The sequence below is a fragment of the Pedobacter sp. W3I1 genome (assembly GCF_030816015.1).
Classification (GTDB): Bacteria; Bacteroidota; Bacteroidia; order Sphingobacteriales; family Sphingobacteriaceae; genus Pedobacter.
In genome coordinates, this window is sequence record NZ_JAUSXN010000001.1 from 4736278 (window position 1) to 4761189 (window position 24912).

Sequence of the window (24912 nt, forward strand, 5' to 3'; positions counted from 1 at the left end):
TTAAGTATTTTACAAACTATATTTTATTTGAAACATAATTTCGAAAATTAAAATTTAAAAGAATTTAATTGCATAATCTATAATTATGATAGGCATTATAGATTGATTATTGGGCAAAATGCAATTTCAATTTTCTTACAGGAGCTTGTATATCTTTCCTGGCAGCGAAACAATAACGCCCTGCATCTCTAATGTAAGGATTACGATGGCCAGTTTACTTTGCTGAATATTCAATTGAGCACAAAGTTCATCTATAGAAAGCTGACCATTTTGTAAGGCATCAACAACCCGCTGCTCGTTAGGGGTAAGATTTAACTGCAATGTGGTTTGTTGGGTATTATGCTTAACCTTTATTTCATCATCCCAACCCAGGTAATAAATCAAGTCATTAGCATTAGTGATTAATCCAGCTCTATTGGTCTTAATCAGGAAATTACATCCTTCCGAAAAAACATCATTTGTTCTACCCGGAAAAGCGTATACATCTTTATTGTAAGAATTTGCGATTTCTGCGGTAATTAAGGCGCCTCCCTTTATTGATGCTTCAACTACTACGGTGGTATCTGCAATACCTGCAATAATCCGGTTTCTTTGCGGAAAATTAGGCCGGTCGGGATTGGTCAGGATTGGGAACTCGGTGAGCAGGCTTCCATTCAAAACCATTTTCTGGGCAATCGTTTTATGAATTTTTGGATACATTCGGTCTAAGCCATGGCCAAGCACCCCAACTGTAGGAATATTATTTGCCAGGCATTCTTTATGGGTGGTTACATCAATACCATAAGCCAGGCCACTAACAATCAAAACATTATACGGCGCTAAAACTTCGCACAATTCCTTACAGATATTTTTTCCATAATTTGTTGCATTACGGGTTCCAACAATGCTGATAATACGCTGCTGGTTAAAATCAACTGTACCTTTGGCATAAAGCAGTATGGGCGAATCGATGCAATTTTTTAATCGTTTGGGATATTTCTCGTCCGAGAAAAATAATACTTCTATCCCATGTTTTTCAATAAAATCTAATTCTTGCCTGGCCCTTACCAAAGCATCGGTACCACGAATGGCTTCAATTGTTTTCTCTCCAATACCTGGAATCTTCAAAAGTTGTTTTTTGTTTGCCGAAAATACATTTTCAGCACTTCCGCAATAGGCAAGAAGATTTTTGGCCGTTACCGGACCAATAGATTTAATAAAAGTTAAGGCAATTTTATGGAGCACGCTCATAATCTGTTAAGGTTAAATAAATGCGGGATGATTTATTTCCTTAAAGCAAGCTTAAAAATCGATGTCGATTAAACTTTTTAATGGAATATGAATATTGTTTTTAAGTTGTATATATTTCTCTGTTACGGCCCAAACAGTAGTATCAACACGTTTTGGACCTATGGTAGTATTAAAAGTAATGACGGCTTTTGATTTAAATTCATTACCTAGCCTTTGCGCTTCATCAAGTTTAGTTTGCAGTTCATTGGTATGATCTTCCTTTGCATTGATGATATTTAAATAACTGATATGTTCCTTTTCTACAATTTCTATTGGCATGGTATCTCTTTAACGATTAATGTTAAACAAGCTTATCAATTTTTTATAAAAAAAGCAACTGTTATTTATTCGATTTGTGTAATAATGATAAAAAAAATGGCCAGATTTGAACTACAAATCTGGCCATTTCAGTACATTTTTATAGCTAATTATTTAAACTTCAGCTTTCTAGTTTCAACCATTCCTTTAAATTCATGGTCCATTTTGCCAGAAAGATCTTCAAACTGAGTTTTAGATAGTGGTGAGGTACTACTAATGGTATTATCTTTAAGGAAGGAAGAGAAACCTCCATTGGCCGAATAGTATAAGGCCTGTGCCAATAGTTTTTCTGTTGGATCTCCAAAATCTTTGGTTACATCATCAAAAATATCTTTATCTACTGTCATTCCATCAAAGTAACCGCCTTGATTTAATTGATTTTTGGTTTCAAACTGGGGAATATATAAGTCGTTTTTATCTATACGGATGGAGAAAAACCCAACTGGTTTGCCATAAGTTTTCTTGCCAATCAGCTTAACATCAATTACAGGCTTTAAATTATTAATTAACAACTCGCTTGCCGATGCTGTACTACTCGTAACAATAAAGTAAACCCTGGTTAGGCCATTCAATGTGCCGCGTTTAGCAAAAACCTCCTGGTTTCCGGCTGCAATTGTAGGTTTATAAGAATAATCAAAATAGGAGTACATCCGTGTTACCCCATCATTGCCTTTAGCGTAAAACTTCTGGTTTTGAAGAATTGTGGCTTGATTATCCTGCATAGTTTGTGTCCAGTAAGTGGTGTACATTACTCTACCGTTCTGAGCCGATGGTGCAATCAAATTGGTAAAGGCTTCTGATGTAGCAACCGAACCTCCTCCGTTGTAACGTAAATCGACAACAAGTTCAGTAATTCCGTCTGCCGCAAACTTTGTAAATGCTGCATCCAGAAAATCAGTTGAATTGGTGGTAAAACTGTTGAATACGATATAACCCACTTTTTTTGGTCCTACGGTGTAAGTTTTGGTAAAAAGTACGGGGTTAATATTATAATTTGCCTTGGTTATTGTTACATCCTGACTAGTTCCATCCGGTTTTAAAACCGTCATTGCAACCGTTGGGTTCGTACCAAAAATAGCATTCACTACATAATCAATCCTTGCATCAGTAGTATTAATATCTGTGCTGCCATTAATTTTTGTAATCTGATAACCTCTTTTTAAGCCTTGAACACCAGCAGGTGAATTTGCATATACATATTTAACTCTTAAATCATTCGGGCCGGCAAAAAATACCGAAAAACCAAAATCTCCGGCAACGCCGCCCAATTCGCCAGCTACAGTTCCATCATCAATAAACGAATATTTATCTTTCCCTCCTGTACTCGGCAACGCTTTTAAGGCAGCTAAAACCGCATTGTTTGAACTATATTGTCTTGGATTAAAGGTAGAATAGCTTGGCATCCCCACATTCCAATAATAAGTTTGCTGTGCATACAGGTAGATCGAATCTTTAGTTAACTCTGCCCGGGTTCCTGATGCACCTTGTGGTGCGCCACCTCCATCGGGGGCATTATTCGATTTCTTACACGATGTTGTAAACCCAACCACAATAATCAAAGCACACAAAAATGTATTTTGCGAAATAAATTTTCTAAGCATATTTATTTGTAAATTTCTAGTGACACAATATACGGTAAATTAATTAATTTAGATTGTTGCTCATCAAATTTATTTGCGCCAACAACTAACCCCTGGTTAGGCTGTAAATTGTTGTTGTTTAATATGTTCTGAAAAATTTCTGCTTTAGATACACCCAGTTCCTCAACAAAATATACCGTAAGATATTGTTCTAGCCCATTCCACTCTGTTTGCTTAATTTTATTAAGTTGTTGCTCAGGGTTGCCGGCAGTTACAATGAATATTTGCTTGCGGTCTACTACAAGTTCCTGCATAAACCCGAGCATATTTTTATAAAGCAAAAGCTTTAAAGGCAAACGGGCATTCTGATGCAGAAGATCGAAATTATGCTTGTACTTCATATCAATGCCAAACTCATTTGCTGTTTTCTCAAAAAGCTTTTCGGTACCATTACTTTCATATGCTGCACGCATAAATTCAATAATAGGTTGTGCACTTTTCTGCTCAGTGTATTCAATAAACTGTGCAAACAGATAATAAACCTGCAGCAAATAATCTTTCTCAGGAAATAACACATCATCCAACTCAAAAATTACGATCTGCTTATCTTTAACGTATTGATTTGCATCCATGTTAAATGGTAAAAAGTTTTAAATCATCAGCATCGTTATAACCAAATACGCCATTCAATTTAGGCGATACACTTTCAGGTACAGCACTCTCCTCGGTTGAAAAAATCCGATCACCATGACTGAACACTGCAAAATTTTGATAAGCAAGCTTTTCTTTAGTTATATAGTCAGCAATTACATCAGCATTAGGCAAAAGCACCTGGATTCCATATTCACTAAAAAGCACAGCAGATTTAGCCAGTGGCTCAAGCTCATAATCATGCAAAGGGATAATGCAATCTATGGCTTCGGTGATACAAAAATTTAATAGAATATGAGCGATACTGTCTTTATTTAATACGCCTAATGATGAAAAGGCATAATTTTCAGTTACTATTCCTGGTACATCACCATAATCGGCAAGTAAAACGAAATGACTGGGAAATGCTTTCATCAGCTTCAAGGCCCTGGCATTGTTCCCCCCTGTTATCAGTATTTTCAAAGTATAATGGTTGAATGAATAAATTAGTGAATGAGTGGATTATTGAATGCCTAAACCTACTTTAAACGATTAAACCATCTTTCATGCTTACCACACGGTCGCTGGTTTTTGCAAGGTGTTCATTGTGCGTAACAATTACAAAGGTTTGATGAAAATTATCGCGCAAACTTACAAACAACTGGTGTAATCCGGCTGCATTTTCAGAGTCTAAATTCCCTGAAGGCTCATCAGCCAATATAATTGAAGGATTATTGATCAGCGCTCTTGCAATGGCTACGCGTTGCTGCTCACCACCAGACAGCTGATTGGGCTTATGTTGGGCCCTATCTTTAAGGTCGAACAGATCTAACAGTTCAAACGCCCTATTTTCGGCCTGCTTTTTATTGGTTTTAGCTATAAATGCCGGGATGCAAATATTTTCAATTGCACTAAATTCTGGCAACAAATGGTGAAACTGAAATACAAAACCTATATTCTGATTTCGGAAAGTACTCAATAAATCGCCATTCAGTTTATTTATAACAGTACCTTTTAATTCTACAGATCCATCATCAGGTTTATCTAATGTTCCTAAAATATGCAACAAAGTACTTTTACCTGCACCAGATGGCCCAATAATACTGACAATCTCCCCTTTTTGTACTTCAAAATTTACGCCTTTTAAAATTTGCAGATTTCCGTACGACTTTCTTATTCCAGTGGCTTTTAGCATGCGTCAAATTTAATAAAAAAGGTTAAAGCGTAAAGACTAAAGACCAAAGCTAAAATTAGAAAAACCTATAATCATCCCGAAGGAAAAAATAATTTTGGAAATATCAATTTCTTATTTAACTTTGAAAAACAAAGCACTTTTAAAATGAGCACTCAAGAAGAACAATTAAATACCTTAAAAGATATCAGACAAATGATGGATAGGTCATCAAGATTTATTTCTTTGAGCGGTTTATCTGGTGTTTTTGCAGGCGTTATTGCTTTAATTGGGGCTTACTTTGCCAACGATGAAATTAACAAATTCATCAATAGACGGGGATACGGTTATGGTGTGGATGGAGAAATGGACCTGGAGTTTAACCTGGTAAAACTTGGTATTTTTGTTTTAGTGATTGCTTTAGCTGGCGGGGTTTTATTTACCTATAGAAAAAGTCAGAAAAACAATCTCCCAATCTGGGATAAAACTTCTAAATCACTTTTAATTAACTTATTTGTTCCACTGTTTGCCGGAGGATTATTTATTATCGCTTTATTGATTAATCATCCGAATACTTATAGCATTATTGCACCAAGCTGTTTAATTTTTTATGGTTTAGCACTTATTAATGCGAGCAAATATACTTACAGCGACATTCGCTACCTGGGGCTTTGCGAGGTGATACTTGGATTAATCTGCATGTTTTACATAGGTTACGGGTTAATTTTTTGGGCTTTTGGCTTTGGGTATACTGCATATAGTTTATGGTCTTTTAATGTATTTTAAATATGAGAGAGGTCAGTAAGGATGAAAAACCCGATAGCAGATTTAAATAAAATATTCGATAGCCGGATCAGGTTAGGCGTAATGTCTATCCTGGTGGTAAACGACGAAATTGGCTTTAACGACCTGAAACAAATGCTCGAATTAACTGATGGCAATTTGGCTTCACATTTAAATACATTAGAACAGGCCGAATTTATTAAGGTGCACAAAGGTTTTATCGGTAGAAAAACCAGTACTACCTACTCCATTACAGCTTTGGGCAAACAAGCCTTTAAAGCACATCTAGATGCCCTTGAAAAAATGATCAGGAAATTATAAACCATTTTTTTTAACCCTTTACTTTGAATTTCAAAGCACTTTTAAAATGAAAACAGAAGAAATAAAAAGACCTAAACTTATTGAAACCGGCAAATGGATGGCCGTGTGTTCTGCCGCAATTGGCACCATTATACTTTTGGCATACTTTGCACTAAAAGCTAACGAACTTATGTTCGTCGGACTGTTCTACATTTATTTTGCTACCGCAATAAACGGCGTATTTTTCCTTGTCCTTCTCCTCGAATGCTTAAGGCAACAAAACCATTGGCGAAAAATTGCAGCTATCATGTTCTTTATGCTCCTAAACATTCCCCTAAGCATATTTTATTGCTTTTTAGCCTTAAACTTTAATCATCAAAACTTTTAAAAATGAAAAATAAATCCAACCTCTTATTGCTTTCTACCTTAATTGGTGGTTTGCTTTTTAGCTACATCTTCTGGAAAGAGTGGCTGGCATTAAACCAATTGATTTACAGCGCTTTTATCATTGCAGTTACCATTTTTAACAGCGAGGTAATTAAAAGTACCAAGTTTAAAGTTTATGCCCTGGCGCATTTGCTCGCAGCAGCATTGATGGTCGTAAATAATTCTGCGTTAAGTGCTGTAACCTATTATATCAGTCTGGTACTATTTGTTGGCTTTGCACATTACCAGGCTGTACGTACCATTTACATTGCAGGTATGGCAACTGTTATGCAAATGATTACCGTTCCGGCAACGCTGTTAAAAAGACTATCGGATATTCAAATTGGAAAATTTAATTTAAAACCTTTTTTAAGGCCGATTAAGTATATCATACTCCCACTAATTATTCTGTTTGTATTTACAGCCATCTACAGTGGTGCCAACGATGTTTTTGCCCACTACTTAGAACTGATATTCACTAATATTTCTAACTTTTTTAATGATATTTTTGGCTTTATATTTCAAGATCTAAGCTTACCACGCTTTCTTCATTTCTGTCTGGGTATATTGGTAACTGCGGGCCTCATCATTACTTTTTACAATAAAAGCATAGAAAAAATTGAGGCCACTTGCAGCGAAAGTCTTTTAAGGATAAGACGCAGCCAGAAGCCCAAAAGCATCTGGTATGAAGTTGCCCACACCTTTACCAGTCAAATTATTACCAAAAAAATGGCTTTGAAAACAGAGTATATTATCGGGCTCATCTCCTTTATTTCTTTGAATCTCTTGCTGCTGAGTGTAAATCTGATTGATATTTCTACACTTTGGTTTGGGTATAAGCCTGCTGGTAATTTCTCTGCCGACTTGCACGATGGTACAAATGCCTTAATTTTCAGCATCATATTGGCCATGGCGGTAATTCTATATTTTTTCCGAGGAAACTTAAACTTTTACAGCAAGAGTAAAACCCTTAAAATTTTAGCCATTGCCTGGATGGTTCAGAATTTTATCCTCATTATCTCTGTATTCATCCGCGATGGATATTACATCGAATTTTACGGTTTAACCCATAAAAGAATTGGCGTATTGGTTTTTGCGATGCTATGTACCATTGGTTTGGGTACCGTATATATTAAAGTAGCTAAACAAAAAACCTTATTTTATTTATTTAAAGTAAACGGAAATATCTGGTTTGCGCTCTTGCTGGCTTTTAGTTTAATAAACTGGGATGTTTTTATTGTGAAATACAATTTAGCGAAAAGTGAGCAGGTTGGTGTTGATGCTGATTACCTCCTGTCATTATCGGACAAAACCCTTCCTATTTTAAATAAAAACAGGTCGAAACTACATTACACTCCTTCCAAAAAACTTTACGAAAGAGAAATCGCCAAACCTCAAACAGCTGACTTTTATAGAGATCAGCTGGACAGACGCATTGGTTATTTTAAAGAGCGGTATCAGGAAGTAAGCTGGCTATCATGGAACCTGCAAGATTGGAAGACGGCAGAATATTTTGGCTTAAATAAAAAATAATAGCATCAAAAATCATGAAAGCAAAAGCGTTTCTTATCGTTTTGATCGTTGTACTTTCTCCTGGAATTATTGTTATCAATTGAGCACCAACAAAACATTAACACATTGTATAATAGATCAAATTATTTCAGGAAAAAGCATTGACTTTGTTGAAATAGAAAATTCAGATGCGGATCATTTACTTATTCTTGGACCCTATGCTCAAATAAATACACTTCAATGTAAGTTAAAAATAATTTAAGGAACATCCGAAACAACGGGATAAGATATCTTGATCATTTCGACTTAGTCGTTTTTATAAAAAATGGCAAATCCATTTCGATAGCAGAATTAGACAGAAAATACGGCGATTTTAAAGAGACACAAGTGCTTATTCCAATCGCTCAAGCTAAATTCAAGAAAGTTAAAGCTTTCTTGCAAATCATTTTATAATTAACCGCTCAACCATTAAGCCCCTGATGCAAACCGCATCAGGGAAACTTAAATTATTTAATTATCCATTTAAACCATATATTAAAATATAAAAATCATGAAAAATCAAGAAACATTGAATTCAGGTAAACTAAGAATTACCATCATTTTAAGTGTAATAGCATCAATTTTAGCTATTCCGTTAATAGCAATGCAGTTTACTAATGAAGTGGACTGGAAGCTATCCGATTTCGCAATCGCAGGCACCTTATTACTTAGCACAGGTTTGGCTATAGAACTTGTAATCAGAAATTTAAAAACAGGTACCCTAAGGACTGTATTACTCGTTGTTATTTTACTGGCATTATTCCTTATATGGGCAGAATTGGCTGTTGGTATATTCGGAACACCATTTGCAGGAAGTTAAAGGATACTATTAACCGTTTTGTTCGCACAGATTTAAGATAATTAGCGCAGAGGGAATATTTTTTTTTGCATTTGTTAGGAACCAACTTTGTTTTTAAGCCTGATTACAGCGGTAAGCCCGGAGCGTAGTGAGGACTTATAGCGGAAAGCAGGGCCGCCAGCCGCCACGAAGAACCGCCCTCTCACTTTCAAATAAAAAATCTCTGCACATATCTGCGAAATCAGCGGGACACCATAAACTAGCGCACATTACAGGCACTAATTTCCCGATTAACATAAAACGTTCATTTTCTGAAAAAATCGGCAATTGCTATTTGTTTAAAGGGTTTGAAATTGTAGCTTTGGGCAAATTTTGTAGCAAATGAACCCGATACGATTAAAATAATATTTTAATCGTAATAGGCTCCATCTGACAGATAAAACAAAAATATAAACAGATGAATATTCACGAATACCAGGGTAAACAAATATTAAAAAGTTTCGGTGTTAACGTTCAAGAAGGAATAGTTGCCGATACTCCTGAGCAAGCTGTTGAGGCTGCTAAGCAACTGAAAATAGATTACAATTCTGACTGGGTTGTAATTAAAGCGCAAATCCACGCTGGTGGTCGCGGTAAAGGTGGAGGTGTTAAATTAGCCAAAAACCTTGAAGAAGTTAAACAACGTGCAACCGATATTATTGGTATGCAATTGGTTACCCCTCAAACCGGTCCAGAAGGTAAATTGGTGAGTAAAATTTTAGTTGCTCAGGATGTTTATTATCCTGGTGCTTCTGAAACCAAAGAATTCTATATTTCGGTATTGTTAGACCGTGCAAAAGGCCGTAACATCATCATGTACAGTACCGAAGGTGGTATGGATATCGAAGAAGTTGCAGAGCATACGCCACACTTAATTTTCAAAGAAGAAATTGATCCTAAAGTTGGCTTACAAGGTTTCCAGGCACGTAAAATTGCTTTTAATTTAGGTGTTAGTGGCGCTGCACATAAAGAAATGGTTAAATTTGTAACCGCTTTATACAAAGCCTACGAAGCTACGGATTCATCAATGTTCGAAATCAACCCGGTATTAAAAACTTCTGATGATAAAGTAATTGCTGTTGATGCTAAAGTGAATCTGGATGAAAATGCTTTATTCCGTCACCCTGATTATGCAGCAATGCGTGATGTAACAGAAGAAGATCCGATGGAAGTTGAAGCAAGTGCATCTAACCTAAACTTCGTTAACCTTGATGGTAACGTAGGTTGTATGGTTAACGGTGCTGGTTTAGCCATGGCAACAATGGATATCATTAAATTGGCTGGTGGTGAGCCTGCTAACTTTTTAGACGTTGGTGGAACAGCTAATGCACAAACCGTTAAAGCGGCTTTCAACATCATTTTGAAAGATCCGAACGTTAAAGCAATTTTGATCAACATTTTTGGCGGTATTGTTCGTTGCGACCGTGTTGCTCAAGGTGTAATCGATGCTTATAAAGAAATCGGTAATATCCCTGTACCAATTATTTGCCGCTTACAAGGTACAAATGCCGAAGAAGCTAAAAAATTAATTGATGAGTCTGGCCTTCAGGTTTACTCAGCAATCGCTTTAAAAGAAGCTGCTGATTTAGTAACTAAAGTATTGGCTGAACAAGCGTAATAAGCTTAAAGTAAAAAGACTAAAGCTTAAAGCATTAATCACAATATACAAACCTTTCAGTGCAAACTGGAAGGTTTTTTTATTCCCCTCTTTTAGAGGGGTGTCCGCAGGAGGGGGTGTTTAACCTGATCTGTTTTTCTCAACACCATAGTGTGTAGATATGCAAAGAAAATACCTTAGATGGTCTAAATTATTTTGAAAATCAAGTTCCTGTTCTCTTCGGTTACGAAAGCCCTGCTATCACTACAATCTTTTTGTGATTGTCAGTCTGAGCGGAGTCGAAGCCCCTGCAACAAAAAGTATTTTCGTTCTATCAGGTTTATTTAACTTCGGTCCGTGGTGCTTCGGCAAAAAACCTAACGCTAAAATATTGAAGTCTTGCTACGCTCCCGCCCTATTAGGCTTCAGAAGTTAATCTGCGCGAAATTCAAGGATATCACCTGGCTGGCAATCTAAAGCCTTACAAATCGCCTCTAATGTTTCCAAACGAACTGCCTTTGCTTTGCCTGTTTTAGAGGGGTGTCCGCAGGACGGGGTGTTTAACCTGATCTGTTTTTCTCAACACCATAGCGTGTAGATATGCAAAGAAAATACCTTAGATGGTCTAAATTATTTTGAAAATCAAGGTCCTGTTCTCTTCGGTTACGAAAGCCCTGCTATCACTACAATCTTTTTGTGATTGTCAGTCTGAGCGGAGTCGAAGACCCTGCAACAAAAAGTATTTTCGTTCTATCCGGTTTGTTTAACTTCGGTCCGTGGTGCTTCGGCAAAAAACCTAACGCTAAACTATTGAAGTCTTGCTACGCTCCTGCCCTATTAGGCTTCAGAAGTTAATCTGCGCGGAATTCAAGGATATCACCTGGCTGGCAATCTAAAGCCTTACAAATCGCCTCTAATGTTTCCAAACGAACAGCCTTTGCTTTGCCTGTTTTAAGTATAGATAAATTAGACATCGTAATCCCTACGCGCTCACTTAATTCGGTTAACGACATTTTACGCCTGGCCAACATCACATCTAAATTTACAATTATGGGCATGGGTTTATATCGTTAAATCGTTTTCTTGTTTAATTAACACCGCATCCTTAATAACTTTGAACAGGATGATAATGATGATGCCTATTCCGACGTTTGGAAAGTTTACAGATCCCCCAAAATTAAATTGAAGATCAGCTCCTCCTTGATTCGAAAACCCGCCAATTAATGCCTTTGTTTCTAAGCAAACAGCAGGTATAATATTCCCGTTTATGAACATGCATGCCAATTCAAATAACTCTACAGAAATCAGTAATATGCCAATTAAAGAAATTAATTTAAAACTTCTCTTACAGAGAAAATCTCCTGTGAGATAAATATTAACTAATTTGATCAAAAGAACCAATAAAAGTATTACAACATAAATACGAATTTGAGCGTAAAAGAACCAAAATGCATTGTCAATATTGCTTTTAGAATGAAATTTTAAAAATACCGGACCACTCATTCTTAAACCATTATCAACAGTAATTTCATTTTCTTTATCAAGGACTACTAAAGTATTTGTAACCTTCCTGATTACAGCAGAATTATTTAGTGTTTCTCTATCAGATTTATAATAATCAGGATGAATCGTCTTTGACCGCGTTTCAAAATTTCCATTTTTGTACCATATGGAAGTATCGGGAATGGAAATACTTAAAGACATTGGCAAATAAATACCCGGCCCACCTATATCGCCCATTGCCCCACCACCCGGCATTGACATATAACGTTTCGTATTAAAAAGATATGAACCCAGATCCATTACACAAGTAAAAGACACAAAACAGATGAGAAGCATTAAAAATACTCTTATCACCCTTGCAAGTATTTTATATTTCATGATTATATCGTTAGATCGTTTTCTTGTTTGATTCTTCTTGTGTATTCCACAAACTGAAAGGCCACACTGGCTATTACAATGAGTCCCATAGGATAAAGACTGGAGAAACCATGAGTATGGTCGTGTTTGAATGCGCCACCTGTTAGGTTACCAACATAATTATCCATCAGTGCCATCCCTGTCAAACTGATCGCAAAAAACAAAAACACAACGATAACCAGTAGCTGGTAAACATTCTGCTCTTCCAACTTATAAATATTGATCAGTTTAAACTTGATGGCCAATAAAATGGCGGCAGCTAGTGTGAGGTAAAAAACTACGCTGCCACCACCATCGTTAAACATTTGGTTTTCCAATATGATGGATTCTATAAGGCTAGGTTTTATCTGAATTACGCCTATTTCACTATTGGTAAAATGAAATCCTCTTACATTAACCATGCTGGCCGGTAAATGCCTAGCAACATTAATATTTAGAATACCTTTATTGTAATCTATTATGGCATAAATACAGTGCGTTAAGGCTGAAACCAGGGCATAAACAATCAAGCTATAAGCAATGTTCCTTAAAATTTTTACAGTATTACTCATGCTTATATCGTTAAATCATTTTCTTGTTGAACTTCTATCCCTTTGTTTACAACCTGTACAATTATAAAAAGTACAACAGCCATAAAGAACCATACATCAGCGCCATCCATATTTAACGAGTGGAGGTTAGCAACCCCAACACCTTTTTCAGTTAACCAAATGGTAAACTTATACCCTAAATGGGCAAAAAAACCTATTCCAAGCACCAAAAAAGCCTGCATCAAAATAAAATGCTTCAATTCTAAACTGAATGGCCGAGAAATACTGAGCTTTTTATCGATAAATAATTTCACAATTAAATAGAACATGATTGCTTTTAGCACTGCAACAATAATCATAACGAGTGTAATGACCATGAAATACCCCTGATCAAATTTATAAACGCTTGACAAATAACCTTCTCTATCCCAAAAATTCCGCATCCCGTGTGGGTTTATAAACGATGTAATAATTGTATTAACAATTATCCCACCTGCTTCGACACACAGACCAATAAAGATGATCCAGGAAAGTACCTGTAACCCTTTTAAAATCTGATTGGTTGTTATTTTAATTTCCATAATTACATACAAGTTAAAATGTAATGCCTGAGGTTACTTCACTGTTTAAATAATTACGCTGTTTTCTTGTTCGATTTTTATCCTTTCAACCTGACAAAAATTATATTATCAAAAACACCCTACAATAGGGGCTTTTGTTATTGGCTTTAAAATAGTCGAAAAATTAAGAAAGGTCATATTTATTTAATCATTTATAGCACAAACATAAAAAATAATTTATTATTATTCAAAATATTTTTATCGATTTACAATAAATAAATATTGCAATACAACTATAATGACATGTATTACAAAAACTTTGTCAAAAACTTTCTTGGAATGATTTTTGTTGTAAGTAAAAGTATAAAAAACATGTGCAAACAGTAACATTTTCAGCATTTTATCCTTTCGGATTGCCATACAATTTCGTAACTTTGCACACTTCAATAATTAAAGAGCACACAAAACGTATAAATGAGACAACTCAAGATAACGCAATCCATAACCAACCGTGAAAGTCAGTCGTTAGATAAATACCTACACGAAATTGGTAAAGTAGATTTAATAACAGCAGAAGAGGAAGTAATTTTAGCAAGGAAGATTCGTGAGGGTGATCAGGCTGCATTAGAGCGATTAACTAAAACCAACTTGCGTTTCGTTGTATCTGTTGCAAAACAATATCAAAATCAAGGTTTAACTTTAGGTGATTTAATCAATGAAGGTAACTTAGGTTTAATTAAAGCGGCAAAACGTTTTGATGAGACTAAAGGTTTCAAATTCATTTCTTATGCCGTTTGGTGGATTCGTCAGTCTATTTTGCAGGCTATTGCCGAGCAAAGCCGTATTGTTCGTCTGCCATTAAACCAGGTAGGTTCGTTAAGCAAAATCAGTAAAGCTTTCTCTAAATTAGAGCAAGAATTCGAACGTGAACCTTCTCCTGAAGAACTAGCTGATATTTTAGAAACCACGGTTGATAAAATTTCGGATACGTTAAGTAACTCTGGCCGCCACGTATCAATGGATGCTCCTTTTGTTCAAGGTGAAGAAAATACATTATTAGATGTATTAGAAAACCACGAACCCAATACAGATAGCTCGTTGATTAATGAATCTTTATCAGAAGAAATTAAACGTTCTTTATCTACTTTAACTGAAAGAGAAAGAGAAATTATCGTATTATTCTTCGGCTTAGGTTCTAATCATCCTCTTTCTCTGGAAGAAATTGGTGAAAAATTTAATTTAACACGTGAACGTGTTCGTCAGATTAAAGATAAAGCGTTACAACGTTTACGTCATACTTCAAGAAGTAAAATCTTAAAATCTTATTTAGGATAATTATTTTCAAGATTGATACAGTTATTAAAGATCGGCAAATGCCGGTCTTTTTTTGTTTATTGGATCTCTTTGCGCAGGTAAAAGATCATGAAACAAGTTTAGGATGACGACTGCCCCTAACTGATGCGCCATGCAGCTCCGATAGCTGTCGGATTTATTCAGCATCTTTTCCAACTCACTAAAAGATCCTGAAACAAGTTCAGGATGACGACCGTCATAACTTGATGCGCCATGCTGACCTGTAGCGTAGCGGAAGAGCTACGTAGTAAACTTATTTCAGCATCTTACCTTTCAACAACCCAGATTAAAAAATCCTGAAACAAGTTCAGGATGACGATTGCCCTAACCCGACGCGTCATGCTGAATTTATTTCAGCATCTATCTTATAAAAACAACTTAAGTTTAAAAGATCTTTAAACAAGTTCAGGATGAGGGTTTTATCGTTTAAAACAACAAGTGCTTTACTGTCAACCCGTTGTTGATTAACTGTTTCAACGAATCGATACCAATTCTTAAGTGTGTTTCTACATATTTTTCGGTTACGCTGCTATCGCTTTCTGCAGTTTTAACGCCCTCAGGGATCATCGGTTGATCAGAAACTAAAAGCAATGCGCCTGCTGGGATTTTGTTTGCAAAGGCCGTCGTAAAAATCGTAGCTGTTTCCATATCTACAGCCATCGCCCTTAAAGTTTTCAAGTACTTTTTAAACTCTTTGTCGTGCTCCCAAACCCTGCGATTGGTGGTATAACAGGTTCCGGTCCAATAATCCCTACCGTGATCGCGTATGGTTGTAGAAATCGCTTTCTGTAAGGCGAAAGCTGGCAAGGCAGGCACTTCTGCCGGAAGATAATCATTTGAAGTACCTTCTCCCCTAATTGCAGCAATAGGTAAAATTAAATCGCCCAACTGGTTTTTCTTCTTCAAACCACCACATTTACCTAAAAACAAAACCGCTTTAGGTTTAATAGCCGTTAATAAATCCATCATGGTTGCTGCCAATGGGCTTCCCATACCAAAATTGATAATTGTAATACCATTTGCAGTAACACTTTGCATAGGCTTATCTAAACCCATAACCGGTGCATTATCGTGCCACTCTGAAAACATGGTTACATACTTACTGAAATTAGTTAACAGAATATAATCGCCAAACTGATCTAACGGTCTGCCAGTATAACGTGGCAACCAGTTTTTAACAATTTCATCTTTCGATTTTAATCCCGATTTAACCGGAGATTCTACCTCTTTTACTTTTTTCGATTTCTCTACTATTTCCTCGTCTTTTTTTACGTCTTTTTCTTCGTTCATATTCTTTTAGTTTTGAGCATAGCGCTTAGCGTTAACAAATACTGTATTAAAAAAAAATCCCCCCGCTTTCGCGAGAGGATTTGAATTTTTAAGCGACCTGTAGTTTTTTAAAATCGGCCTTTTCAAATTTTTCTATCGCATAATCGAGATCGATGTGCAATTCCTTGACATCCGTCTGCGTTGGTGTATCAAACATCGCATCCAACATAATTGCTTCGCAGATTGATCTTAAACCACGGGCGCCCAGTTTATATTCCATTGCTTTGTCCACAATAAAATCTAAAACGTCATCTTCAAAAATCAACTTCACATCTTCATAAGCGAAAAGCTTCACATATTGCTTGATCAATGAGTTTTTAGGCGCTGTTAAAATGTTTCTTAACGATTCTTTATCCAATGGGTTTAAATGAGAAAGAACTGGTATACGACCAATTAATTCTGGAATTAATCCAAAAGATTTTAAATCCTGAGGTGTAATATACTTATAAAGATTTTTAAGATCTAAAACTGCCTCATCTTTCTTTACTTTATAACCTACGGCCTGCGTGCGTAAACGATTGGCAATTTTGCGTTCAATACCATCAAATGCTCCACCACAGATAAACAGAATATTATTCGTGTTAACCGGGATCATTTTCTGATCTGGGTGCTTACGTCCGCCCTGAGGTGGAACGTTTACCACCGTACCTTCTAAAATTTTCAATAATGCCTGCTGAACCCCTTCTCCTGACACATCACGTGTAATGGATGGGTTATCACTTTTACGTGCTACTTTATCTACCTCATCAATATACACAATGCCACGTTCGGCAGCGGTTACATCATAATCGGCAGCCTGAAGCAAGCGTGTTAAAATACTTTCAACATCTTCACCTACATAACCTGCTTCTGTTAAAACAGTTGCATCGCAGATACAGAATGGCACATGCAAAATTTTCGCAATAGTTTTGGCCAAAAGTGTTTTACCAGTACCTGTTTCGCCTACTAACATGATATTTGATTTTTCAATCTCGATCTCGTCTTTATCAACTTTTTGATTTAAACGTTTGTAGTGGTTGTAAACAGCAACAGATAATACCTTTTTAGCATCATCCTGACCAATAACATACTGATCAATATGTTGTTTAATTTCAAGAGGCTTTAATAAGTTTATCGCCTCTTGAATATTTTTTGTCCCTTTGGTCCCTAATTCTTGCGCAAGCAATTGATTGGCCTGGGTTACACATTTATCGCAGATAAATGCATCCATGCCTTCAATCAACATTAACGTTTCGTGCTTGCCAGAATGGCAGAATGAGCAACGGGATTCTTTATTTTGTTTCGCCATCTTTTTTTGCGTTTCTCGATAACACTTCATCAACCATACCAAATCCTTTTGCCTCCTCAGCTGTCATCCAGTAATCGCGATCTGAAGCTTTCTCTACCCAATCATATGTTTGACCAGAGTGCTCTGAAATAATATCGTATAATTCTTTTTTCAACTTCAACATCTCTCTTAAGTTGATCTCCATATCAGATGCCACACCTTGTGCACCTCCTGATGGCTGGTGAATCATTACTCTTGAGTGAGGTAATGCAGCACGTTTTCCTTTCGCGCCTGCTACCAATAAAACTGCCCCCATTGATGCGGCCATACCGGTACAAATTGTAGCTACATCTGGCTGTATATATTGCATGGTGTCGTAAATACCTAAACCTGCATAAACCGAGCCACCTGGAGAGTTAATGTAAATCTGAATATCTCTATCCGCATCAGTTGATTGCAAAAACAACAACTGCGCCTGGATAATGTTTGCATTCTGATCGTAAATGGCATCACCTAAAAAGATAATACGATCCATCATCAACCTGGAGAAAACATCCATTTGCGCTACGTTCAACTGGCGTTCTTCAATGATATATGGTGTCATGCTCTTAGGATCCAGATTAGCCTGAGCAATAAATTTATCTACATGTAAACCGCCAATTCCCTGATGTTTAACGGCAAATTTTCTGAATTCTTGTGAATCTATGTTCATGGTTATAGAGTTTGGCGTTTTGCGATAAGCGTGTTAGAGCCTAAACCAAATACGCAAGTTATTTTAATAAATATTTCCTGAAGTTGGTTAATTTCCGTGCCAATTTATCCAATTCTTCCAGATAATCATTCAGTTCTGTGTCAGAAATATATTTTCGCCGCTCTAAAACTACTAAAATATTTGCATTCTCGAAGACAGATCGATGTGCAATGTTCAGATAATGAGCGAATTCCTTATTGGAAATAGAGCCTGAGCCCTCGGCAATATTATTGGATATGCTAAGAGCAGCCCCATTGAGCTGCTCTGCAAATCTGTATTTTTTATTAACTGACAATCGGTCAGCTATATCAAGTAGTTTATCAGTTAATGTTATTGATAACTGCCAAACTTCGAGCGATTGAAATTTAAATTGAGCCATAACTAAATATAGGAATAGCACAATCATTTTCAAAACGCCTTACGCCAAACGCTTTACTTTTTATCTAACGCGATAAATTTATCGTAATCAATATCCTTTTGCTCTAAAGTAACAACAGATTTGATTTGCTCGAAAGTTTTTAATGCTTTTACTTCTTCGAAAACACGGTTTGCATTTTCTTTTTCCTGTAAAAATTGAACAGCATATTGAGCCAATTGATCTTCTGGAAGCGGGCTTGGACTGTACATTCTGAACTGTGCGTCTAATTTAGCTTTAGCTGCCTGTACTACGTCCTCATATTTGATTTCGATGCTATTATCTTTAATGATTTTGTTTTCGATTAAAGTCCATTTAAGGTTTTTAGCGAAATCATCATAACCTTCTGCCAATTCCTCGTCAGTTAGTTTTTCGTTTGTAGCTTTTAACCAACGACGTAAAAATTCATCAGGCAATTCGAAATCGTGCTTGGCTAAAAGCGCTTCATAAATATCGTTCGATAATTTACGTTCAGCATCTTGCTTAAACATACTTTCTACTTCTTCCGTAATTTTCGCTCTGAAACCAGCCTCATCAGTTACGGTACCTTCACCGAATAATTTATCAAAAAACTCCTGGTTTAAATCTGATTCCTCTAAACGGTTAACGTTTTTAACGTGAAGCTTAAAGTTTGCTTTTAATGCAGCCGCTTCTTCTTCCGAAATATTTAAAGCTTTGGCAATTACTGCCGCATCTTCTAATGCTTTTTGGATATCGATCGTAACTTCATCATCTTTCTTTAAACCGATTAACGATTTAAGGATTTTTTTATCTTTTACCTGATCTAAACGAATAGTTGCTGTACTGGTAATACCACCTTCAACAGCAGTACCATCTGCAGCTACCTGAGTTAATTCGGTGTAAAGCACATCATCATCAGCCGAAACCTCAGGATTAGTCATTTTACCATAGCTGCGACGAATATTTTTGATACGGCTTTCTAAAGTTTCTTTATCAGCCTTAATTACATATTCAGTAAATTTATCTTTAGATGAAAGATTTACATCAAAAGCAGGTGCTAAACCTAACTCATAATCAAATTCGAAATCATCTGTATTGTCCCACTTAAATTCACGCTCATCATCCATTTTAGGAAGTGGCTGACCTAAAATCTCTAATTTTTGCTCAGCAATGTAGTTAGATAATGTATCGTTCAACAAGTTGTTAACCTCCTCTACCAAAATACTTTTGCCATACATTTTTTTAATGTGGGCAGCAGGAACCATTCCCTTACGGAAACCAGGTAATTGCGCTTTTTTAGCTTGATCTTTAATGGCTTTCTCTACTTTTACAGTATAATCTGCAGGTGCAATTTTGATTTTTACAACAGCATTTAAGTTGCCGGTTTTTTCCTGTGTAATATTCATTTTTTTGAGATATCAGTATTGAGATGTGCAATTAGACTTGAGTATCGAGATATGAGATCTGAGACAAACAGCACATATCGCTTCAATTAAAACAGCACATCAATTTTTATTAATCAATGTTTTAAAAAACAAAGCCGTTCCGATTAATATCGGAACGGCTTCATTTGTAGTGCGGATGAAGGGACTCGAACCCCCACGCCGTGAAGCGCCAGATCCTAAGTCTGGTGCGGCTACCAATTACGCCACATCCGCAATTAGGATTTATTTTGGATTGCAAAGATAGGAACTAGATTGAATAATCAAAAATATATGCACGAAATTGTTAAATATTTTTGATCAAAAAAGCTAAGTCATTAAGGCTGAACGAGAAAAATTCAATAAAATATTTAGAATTATTATCCTCCATTTGACATATTACTTAAAAGGGTCGTCATCCTGAACTTGTTTCTGATCTTATTAAAAATGATTAACACAGATAGATGCTAAAACAAGTTCAGCAGGACGCATCTGTGGAGAGAATAATCAGGATCTTAGTTATTAAAATTTCACCAATGTTACATCGATAAACTCAGGGCCGCCTTCCAGCGGATAGCCAGAAACCTTTTTCCCTTTTATGGTAACTTTCTTATCTAAATAAGTATCCAGATTTATGCTTGCACTTTTTAGGGCGTAAGTTTTATTGTCTGCTTTAAGCAAATGTGTACCGTATTGGAAGGTAGTCATGCCCAATTTTTCTATTGTTCCGCTTGCTGTAACGGTACCGGAGTTTCCTCCGCTTTTCATTGAACTGCAACCAGAAATTACGGCTACGAATAAGGATAGTATTAATATTTTTTTCATAATAAGATAACGAGATGGTTTAATTTTATGCTACAAATTACAAAAATTTAATCGCCAAAAATTAATAAAGTTCTTTTTGGAACTCGAAAAAATACTGAACAGCTTTAACCAGCCTGCTTCCGTACCAGCTAAACATCTCTCCATCAACAAGCATAATTTTTGCATTTGGAATGGCCGCTTGTATTTCTTTAATGTGCTTTTCGCCGAAGGGATAAGGCTCAGAAGACAGTAAAATAAGTTCACAGTTCAAAGTTTTCAGTTCGGCTAATGTAACCGATGGATAACGGTCTTGTTTGATCACATTCGTCATTCCGTTAATGAACAGAATATCATTTATAAAGGTATTTTTTCCGGCAGTCATATAGGGGTTGCGCCAGATGAGATAGGCTACCTTTTTATCAATTTGGTGTTGAAGTGCAAGTGTTTTTAAGTCATTAAAACCCGCGGAAATTAAATGGTTAAGGTAACTGGCTTCTGGTTCGCGATCTACCAGCGCGCCTATCTGGCCAATGGTCTTCATGGCATCATCTAAAGTGAAAATATCGCTCATCCAAACCGGAAAATATGCCGCAATTTCTTCTATATCACTTTGCGTATTTTCTTCTTTGTTACCAATAATCAAATCGGGTTTTAGATCCTTAATTAAATCGATGTTGAGCTTCTTTGTGCCGCCAACCTTGGTTCGTTCTGCAAATTTTTCTATCGGATGGATGCAAAATTTAGTCAATCCGATAACTTCATTGTCCAATCCCAGGTCAAACAACAATTCCGTTTGTGAGGGCACAACAGAAATAATCCGTTTTGGTGGAAAATTAATGGTTAACTCTCTTCCCATCTGATCCGTAAATGATTTTTGCATAAAGCAAAGTTAATTTAACCACAGCTAAAAAGGGTAAACACAGATAGAAATTGTTACCTCTCCAAATCTGTACTTACCCCTAACCTCTTGTTAAAATAATAATATAGATTTAACTTAATACGGCCACATCCTCCTTTACTACACCATCGGCGATGTGCAAAATCCTATTTCCATATTGCGCATTTTTCTCTGAATGTGTTACCTGGATAATGGTAATTCCATCTTCCTGATTTAGCTTTTTAAATAGTGTCATAATTTCTTCGGCCTGTGCCGATTGCAAGTTGCCCGTTGGCTCATCAGCCAGAATGATAGAGGGTTGAGCAGCCAATGCCCTTGCTATACCAACCAATTGTTGCTGCCCGCCTGACAGTTGATTCGGGAATAAATCTTTTTTAGCCACCATATTAAAACGGTCCAGCAGGTCGGCAATCCTACTTGCCCGCTCCGCGCTACCCACTTTTTTGTACAACAGTGGGGCTTCAATATTTTCATAAACGGTCATTTCATCAATTAAGTGGTAGGCCTGAAAAACAAAGCCTATGTGGTTGCGGTAAAGCTCGATACGTTTACGTTCATTCAGCGAGGTTACATCTTCGCCCAGAAACTCGTAGGAACCATAAGTTGGCTCTTCGAGCATGCCAATAATATTAAGCAAGGTAGATTTTCCTGCACCTGATGGTCCCATAATGGAAACAAATTCACCTTGTTTAATACTGGTAGTAACCAAACGCAACACATAATTTTTAATGCCTTTGTTGGCGTAATATTTTTCGATGTTATTAAGTTGTATCATATTTTTAGGGTTAAGTGCAAAGTGGTTGGCGGTGAGCGAGGGTTTATCGCTTTACGCCAAACGCTCCACGCGATTCTTATTCGTATTTTAAAGCCTCAACTGCATTCGTTTTTGCAGCACGGTAAGTTTGCCAGGTAATTGTTAAAATGGAAATCAACAAAGTTAGTGTTGCAGTTAATGCAAACATCCATAAACTTAAAGGTGTTCTTAATTCGAAATGCTGCAACCAATCGTTCATGATGTAGTACGCAATTGGAAGAGATATTACAATTGCTATAAATATTAATTTTATAAAATTTAATGAAAGTAAGGTCATTAGTTCTGTGATTGAAGCACCCAGGATTTTACGGATACTCACTTCTTTTATTCTTTGTGAGGTACTAAAAGATGAAAGGCCAAATAAACCCAGGCAGGATACAAAAACGGCTAAACAACCAAACAGATTGGCCAAAGTGCCTAAAATTCTCTCGTTTTTTAATTTAGTTTCGTTTAAACCATCAATAAATTTTATCTCGACAGGAAAATTTGGATTTATTTCTTTTACCAGCTTATCGATTACACCAATACTTTCGTTTAAGCTTTTAGTCGGATTTAACCTCATCGTAATTACATCGCTAATATCTGCATAGGCAATAAGCATTGGTGCGGCCACTTTACTCGGATCTCCCCAAACTATGTTTTCAAAAACACCTACTACATTTCGCCTAGCGCCTTGATATAAAATCCTGGCGCCAACTGGATTTTTTAAATGCATTACTTCAACAGCTTTTTTACTTAATAGCAGTGCGGCTGTATCTGATGCAAATTTTTGATTAAAATCTCTTCCTGCCAACAATTTAATATTTGCCGTTTTAAAGAAATCATAGGTGGTATAAATTTGATCGAAATCTATCATTTTATCACTTTCGGCCATTCCATCCCAGCCTAAACCTCTAATGCTGCTGTTTTTATTCGAGATGCTGCCTGATGATTGTGTAACACCAACCACAGCACCGCTTGATAACAATCGTGTTTTTAACAGGTTGAATTTTTCATACAATACCCCTTCATGAGGTATTTCTAACAACCCGGTGGATTTGTAGCCTAAAGGCATATTTTTAATAAACTGAATCTGTTTGTAGATGGTTATAGTTGCTGCAATTAACACGATCGAGAAGCTAAATTGAACAACTACCAAAACCTGTCTGAAAGTTAATCCGTATCCTTTTTTAAAGTTTAAAGTTTTTTTAAGCGACTGGATCACGTTAAATCCTGAAAGATAAAATGAAGGGTAGCTCCCGGAAATAAAACCTGTGATGATCAATACACCAAAAATCAAAATCCAATTGATTGGGTTTAAATAATCAAAAACGATTTCAATACCTAATAACTTGTTAAACATGGGCAAGCTAAACTCCAGGATAATGATGCTCAGCAGAATACTGATGAGTGTTAAAATAAACGACTCTAACATAAACTGAAAAATCAGATCTGCTCTGGATGCACCCATCGTTTTTTTAACGCCAATTTCTTTTGCCCGCCCTTGTGTATTGGCCGTTGCTAAATTCATAAAATTAATGCAGGCAATAAGGAGGATACCAATGGCTAAGCCAACAAATAGTTGCACCTGGGCAATATTACCGCCAATGCTTTTGCCATTTAAAAAGGTTCCCTGCAGGTGCAATTTTGTTAAGGGATAAAGAAATACATCTTCTTTAGCTGCTGAAAAGTGATTGTTTACAAAACCCTTTAATTTTGCATTAAAGGCAGTAACATCGGCGTGTTCATTTAATTGTAATAAGGTATAATAATCGTGGCTTCCCCAATTTGGTTTCTTTGGCCATTGATTTAAATTTTCATATAAAGACCATGTTGTTAACGATTCAAAACCATAGGTAACATTGGCTGGAAGATCTTTTATTACTGCTGTTACTTTTAAATCAACCTGATTTTCGAAACGTACTTTTTGGTTCAGCACATCAGTTTTACCAAATATCCGTTTTGCTGCCGTTTCTGTTAGTATAATCGAATTTGGATCGTTCAATGCTTTCTCCGGGTTTCCGCTAATGAAATCATAGTTAAATAACCGCAAAAAATCAGGGTCAACATACCTACTATCCAGCTTTAAACTTTCTTCGCCATTGGCCACCAATCTTTTATAAACAGATGTAGCTCTGGCACCATACTTTATATCAGGAAACTCCTCTTTAAGGGCAGCTAACATCACATTCTGCGACTGATCAATGGTCCTAATCACCTGGCCGTTCTGATCATTTAAATTAATCATGGCCTGATAGATGTGAGGTGAGTTTTTAAACTGTTTGTCGTAGCCCCACTCATAAGTAGCATATAACATCAGTAACAAACAAGAAGTTAAACCAATGGCCAAACCGCCAATATTAATGGCTGCATAAACTTTGTTCTTAAATAGGTTTCGCCATGCGATTTTTAAGTTCAATTTGAACATAGTGTTAAGGTTGAGGGTT

At 36.4% G+C, this 24912-nt stretch carries 26 protein-coding genes, 1 tRNA gene and 1 pseudogene; 7 read left to right on the top strand and 21 right to left on the bottom strand.

Annotation, left to right across the window (positions count from 1 at the left end; genetic code table 11):
* Nucleotides 1–135: 135 nt before the first annotated feature.
* The 6 genes from dprA to QF042_RS19360 form a co-directional block, all read right to left on the bottom strand.
* The gene (gene dprA, locus QF042_RS19335) at nucleotides 136–1230 is read right to left on the bottom strand and encodes a DNA-processing protein DprA (protein WP_307531448.1); all 1095 of its coding nucleotides are present in this window, start codon (nucleotides 1228–1230) and stop codon (nucleotides 136–138) included.
* A 51-nt stretch (nucleotides 1231–1281) separates the two neighbouring features.
* Nucleotides 1282–1548 carry a hypothetical protein gene (locus tag QF042_RS19340; protein ID WP_108200553.1) on the bottom strand — a complete coding sequence of 89 codons (267 nt, stop codon included), beginning with the start codon at nucleotides 1546–1548 and terminating at the stop codon, nucleotides 1282–1284.
* A 149-nt stretch (nucleotides 1549–1697) separates the two neighbouring features.
* Nucleotides 1698–3188, bottom strand: coding sequence for a S41 family peptidase (locus QF042_RS19345; RefSeq protein ID WP_307531451.1), 1491 nt, complete (start codon nucleotides 3186–3188; stop codon nucleotides 1698–1700).
* Nucleotides 3189–3190: 2 nt separating this feature from the next.
* Nucleotides 3191–3799 (bottom strand): HAD hydrolase-like protein, encoded by a 609-nt coding sequence (locus tag QF042_RS19350; RefSeq protein ID WP_307531453.1) that lies wholly within the window; start codon nucleotides 3797–3799, stop codon nucleotides 3191–3193.
* A 1-nt stretch (nucleotide 3800) separates the two neighbouring features.
* The gene (locus QF042_RS19355) at nucleotides 3801–4280 is read right to left on the bottom strand and encodes a hypothetical protein (RefSeq protein ID WP_307531455.1); all 480 of its coding nucleotides are present in this window, start codon (nucleotides 4278–4280) and stop codon (nucleotides 3801–3803) included.
* A 61-nt stretch (nucleotides 4281–4341) separates the two neighbouring features.
* Entirely contained in the window at nucleotides 4342–4992 is a 651-nt protein-coding gene (locus QF042_RS19360) for an ABC transporter ATP-binding protein (RefSeq protein ID WP_307531458.1), read from the bottom strand.
* A 144-nt stretch (nucleotides 4993–5136) separates the two neighbouring features.
* On the opposite strand from QF042_RS19360, the gene QF042_RS19365 reads away from it, so the two are divergent.
* The 6 genes from QF042_RS19365 to sucC all read left to right on the top strand — a co-directional run bounded on the left by QF042_RS19365 (nucleotide 5137) and on the right by sucC (nucleotide 10484).
* A complete protein-coding gene (locus QF042_RS19365; protein WP_307531460.1) occupies nucleotides 5137–5754 on the top strand; it encodes a hypothetical protein in 618 nt (205 codons plus the stop codon).
* Nucleotides 5755–5775: 21 nt separating this feature from the next.
* Nucleotides 5776–6072 carry a transcriptional regulator gene (locus tag QF042_RS19370; RefSeq protein ID WP_183763636.1) on the top strand — a complete coding sequence of 99 codons (297 nt, stop codon included), beginning with the start codon at nucleotides 5776–5778 and terminating at the stop codon, nucleotides 6070–6072.
* Nucleotides 6073–6118: 46 nt separating this feature from the next.
* The gene (locus QF042_RS19375) at nucleotides 6119–6439 is read left to right on the top strand and encodes a hypothetical protein (RefSeq protein WP_307531462.1); all 321 of its coding nucleotides are present in this window, start codon (nucleotides 6119–6121) and stop codon (nucleotides 6437–6439) included.
* Between the two features lie 2 nt (nucleotides 6440–6441).
* A complete protein-coding gene (locus QF042_RS19380; RefSeq protein WP_307531464.1) occupies nucleotides 6442–8010 on the top strand; it encodes a DUF4173 domain-containing protein in 1569 nt (522 codons plus the stop codon).
* A 529-nt stretch (nucleotides 8011–8539) separates the two neighbouring features.
* Nucleotides 8540–8848, top strand: a complete 309-nt coding sequence (locus QF042_RS19385; RefSeq protein ID WP_307531466.1) for a hypothetical protein — start codon at nucleotides 8540–8542, stop codon at nucleotides 8846–8848.
* A 436-nt stretch (nucleotides 8849–9284) separates the two neighbouring features.
* Nucleotides 9285–10484 carry an ADP-forming succinate--CoA ligase subunit beta gene (gene sucC, locus QF042_RS19390; protein ID WP_121282766.1) on the top strand — a complete coding sequence of 400 codons (1200 nt, stop codon included), beginning with the start codon at nucleotides 9285–9287 and terminating at the stop codon, nucleotides 10482–10484.
* 411 nt (nucleotides 10485–10895) lie between these two features.
* On the opposite strand, the pseudogene QF042_RS19395 reads toward sucC, so the two are convergent.
* The 5 genes and pseudogenes from QF042_RS19395 to QF042_RS19415 all read right to left on the bottom strand — a co-directional run.
* Nucleotides 10896–10997, bottom strand: a pseudogene (locus tag QF042_RS19395) (helix-turn-helix domain-containing protein); the annotation flags it as partial.
* Nucleotides 10998–11314: 317 nt separating this feature from the next.
* Complete coding sequence (locus QF042_RS19400; RefSeq protein ID WP_108200565.1) at nucleotides 11315–11521, bottom strand: helix-turn-helix transcriptional regulator; 207 nt, start codon at nucleotides 11519–11521, stop codon at nucleotides 11315–11317.
* Between the two features lie 4 nt (nucleotides 11522–11525).
* A complete protein-coding gene (locus tag QF042_RS19405; protein ID WP_307531470.1) occupies nucleotides 11526–12344 on the bottom strand; it encodes a DUF2975 domain-containing protein in 819 nt (272 codons plus the stop codon).
* Nucleotides 12345–12346: 2 nt separating this feature from the next.
* Nucleotides 12347–12934 carry a hypothetical protein gene (locus QF042_RS19410; protein ID WP_307531472.1) on the bottom strand — a complete coding sequence of 196 codons (588 nt, stop codon included), beginning with the start codon at nucleotides 12932–12934 and terminating at the stop codon, nucleotides 12347–12349.
* Between the two features lie 2 nt (nucleotides 12935–12936).
* Nucleotides 12937–13494, bottom strand: a complete 558-nt coding sequence (locus QF042_RS19415) for a DUF2975 domain-containing protein (protein WP_307531474.1) — start codon at nucleotides 13492–13494, stop codon at nucleotides 12937–12939.
* A gap of 453 nt (nucleotides 13495–13947) precedes the next feature.
* Here QF042_RS19415 and QF042_RS19420 point away from each other — a divergent pair, with 453 nt between their 5' ends.
* On the top strand, nucleotides 13948–14808 hold the full coding sequence (locus QF042_RS19420) for an RNA polymerase sigma factor RpoD/SigA (protein ID WP_187070491.1): 861 nt from the start codon (nucleotides 13948–13950) through the stop codon (nucleotides 14806–14808).
* Between the two features lie 444 nt (nucleotides 14809–15252).
* Here the strand turns inward: QF042_RS19420 and QF042_RS19425 are convergent, their stop codons facing one another.
* The 10 genes from QF042_RS19425 to QF042_RS19470 form a co-directional block, all read right to left on the bottom strand.
* The gene (locus QF042_RS19425) at nucleotides 15253–16116 is read right to left on the bottom strand and encodes an AMP nucleosidase (protein WP_307531478.1); all 864 of its coding nucleotides are present in this window, start codon (nucleotides 16114–16116) and stop codon (nucleotides 15253–15255) included.
* 88 nt (nucleotides 16117–16204) lie between these two features.
* Entirely contained in the window at nucleotides 16205–17473 is a 1269-nt protein-coding gene (gene clpX / locus QF042_RS19430) for an ATP-dependent Clp protease ATP-binding subunit ClpX (RefSeq protein WP_373459086.1), read from the bottom strand.
* Nucleotides 17427–18134 carry an ATP-dependent Clp endopeptidase proteolytic subunit ClpP gene (clpP, locus tag QF042_RS19435; RefSeq protein WP_307531483.1) on the bottom strand — a complete coding sequence of 236 codons (708 nt, stop codon included), beginning with the start codon at nucleotides 18132–18134 and terminating at the stop codon, nucleotides 17427–17429. The genes clpX and clpP overlap by 47 nt, the downstream gene beginning before the upstream one ends.
* Nucleotides 18135–18192: 58 nt before the next feature.
* Nucleotides 18193–18552, bottom strand: coding sequence for a four helix bundle protein (locus QF042_RS19440; protein WP_307531485.1), 360 nt, complete (start codon nucleotides 18550–18552; stop codon nucleotides 18193–18195).
* A 53-nt stretch (nucleotides 18553–18605) separates the two neighbouring features.
* Complete coding sequence (gene tig, locus QF042_RS19445; RefSeq protein ID WP_307531487.1) at nucleotides 18606–19955, bottom strand: trigger factor; 1350 nt, start codon at nucleotides 19953–19955, stop codon at nucleotides 18606–18608.
* Nucleotides 19956–20125: 170 nt separating this feature from the next.
* Nucleotides 20126–20207: transfer RNA gene (locus tag QF042_RS19450), tRNA-Leu, on the bottom strand.
* 285 nt (nucleotides 20208–20492) lie between these two features.
* Entirely contained in the window at nucleotides 20493–20795 is a 303-nt protein-coding gene (locus QF042_RS19455) for a hypothetical protein (protein ID WP_307531489.1), read from the bottom strand.
* A 61-nt stretch (nucleotides 20796–20856) separates the two neighbouring features.
* The gene (locus tag QF042_RS19460) at nucleotides 20857–21654 is read right to left on the bottom strand and encodes an ABC transporter substrate-binding protein (RefSeq protein WP_307531491.1); all 798 of its coding nucleotides are present in this window, start codon (nucleotides 21652–21654) and stop codon (nucleotides 20857–20859) included.
* A gap of 109 nt (nucleotides 21655–21763) precedes the next feature.
* Nucleotides 21764–22447 carry an ABC transporter ATP-binding protein gene (locus QF042_RS19465; protein WP_307531494.1) on the bottom strand — a complete coding sequence of 228 codons (684 nt, stop codon included), beginning with the start codon at nucleotides 22445–22447 and terminating at the stop codon, nucleotides 21764–21766.
* A gap of 76 nt (nucleotides 22448–22523) precedes the next feature.
* On the bottom strand, nucleotides 22524–24893 hold the full coding sequence (locus QF042_RS19470) for an ABC transporter permease (RefSeq protein WP_307531496.1): 2370 nt from the start codon (nucleotides 24891–24893) through the stop codon (nucleotides 22524–22526).
* Nucleotides 24894–24912: the final 19 nt, after the last annotated feature.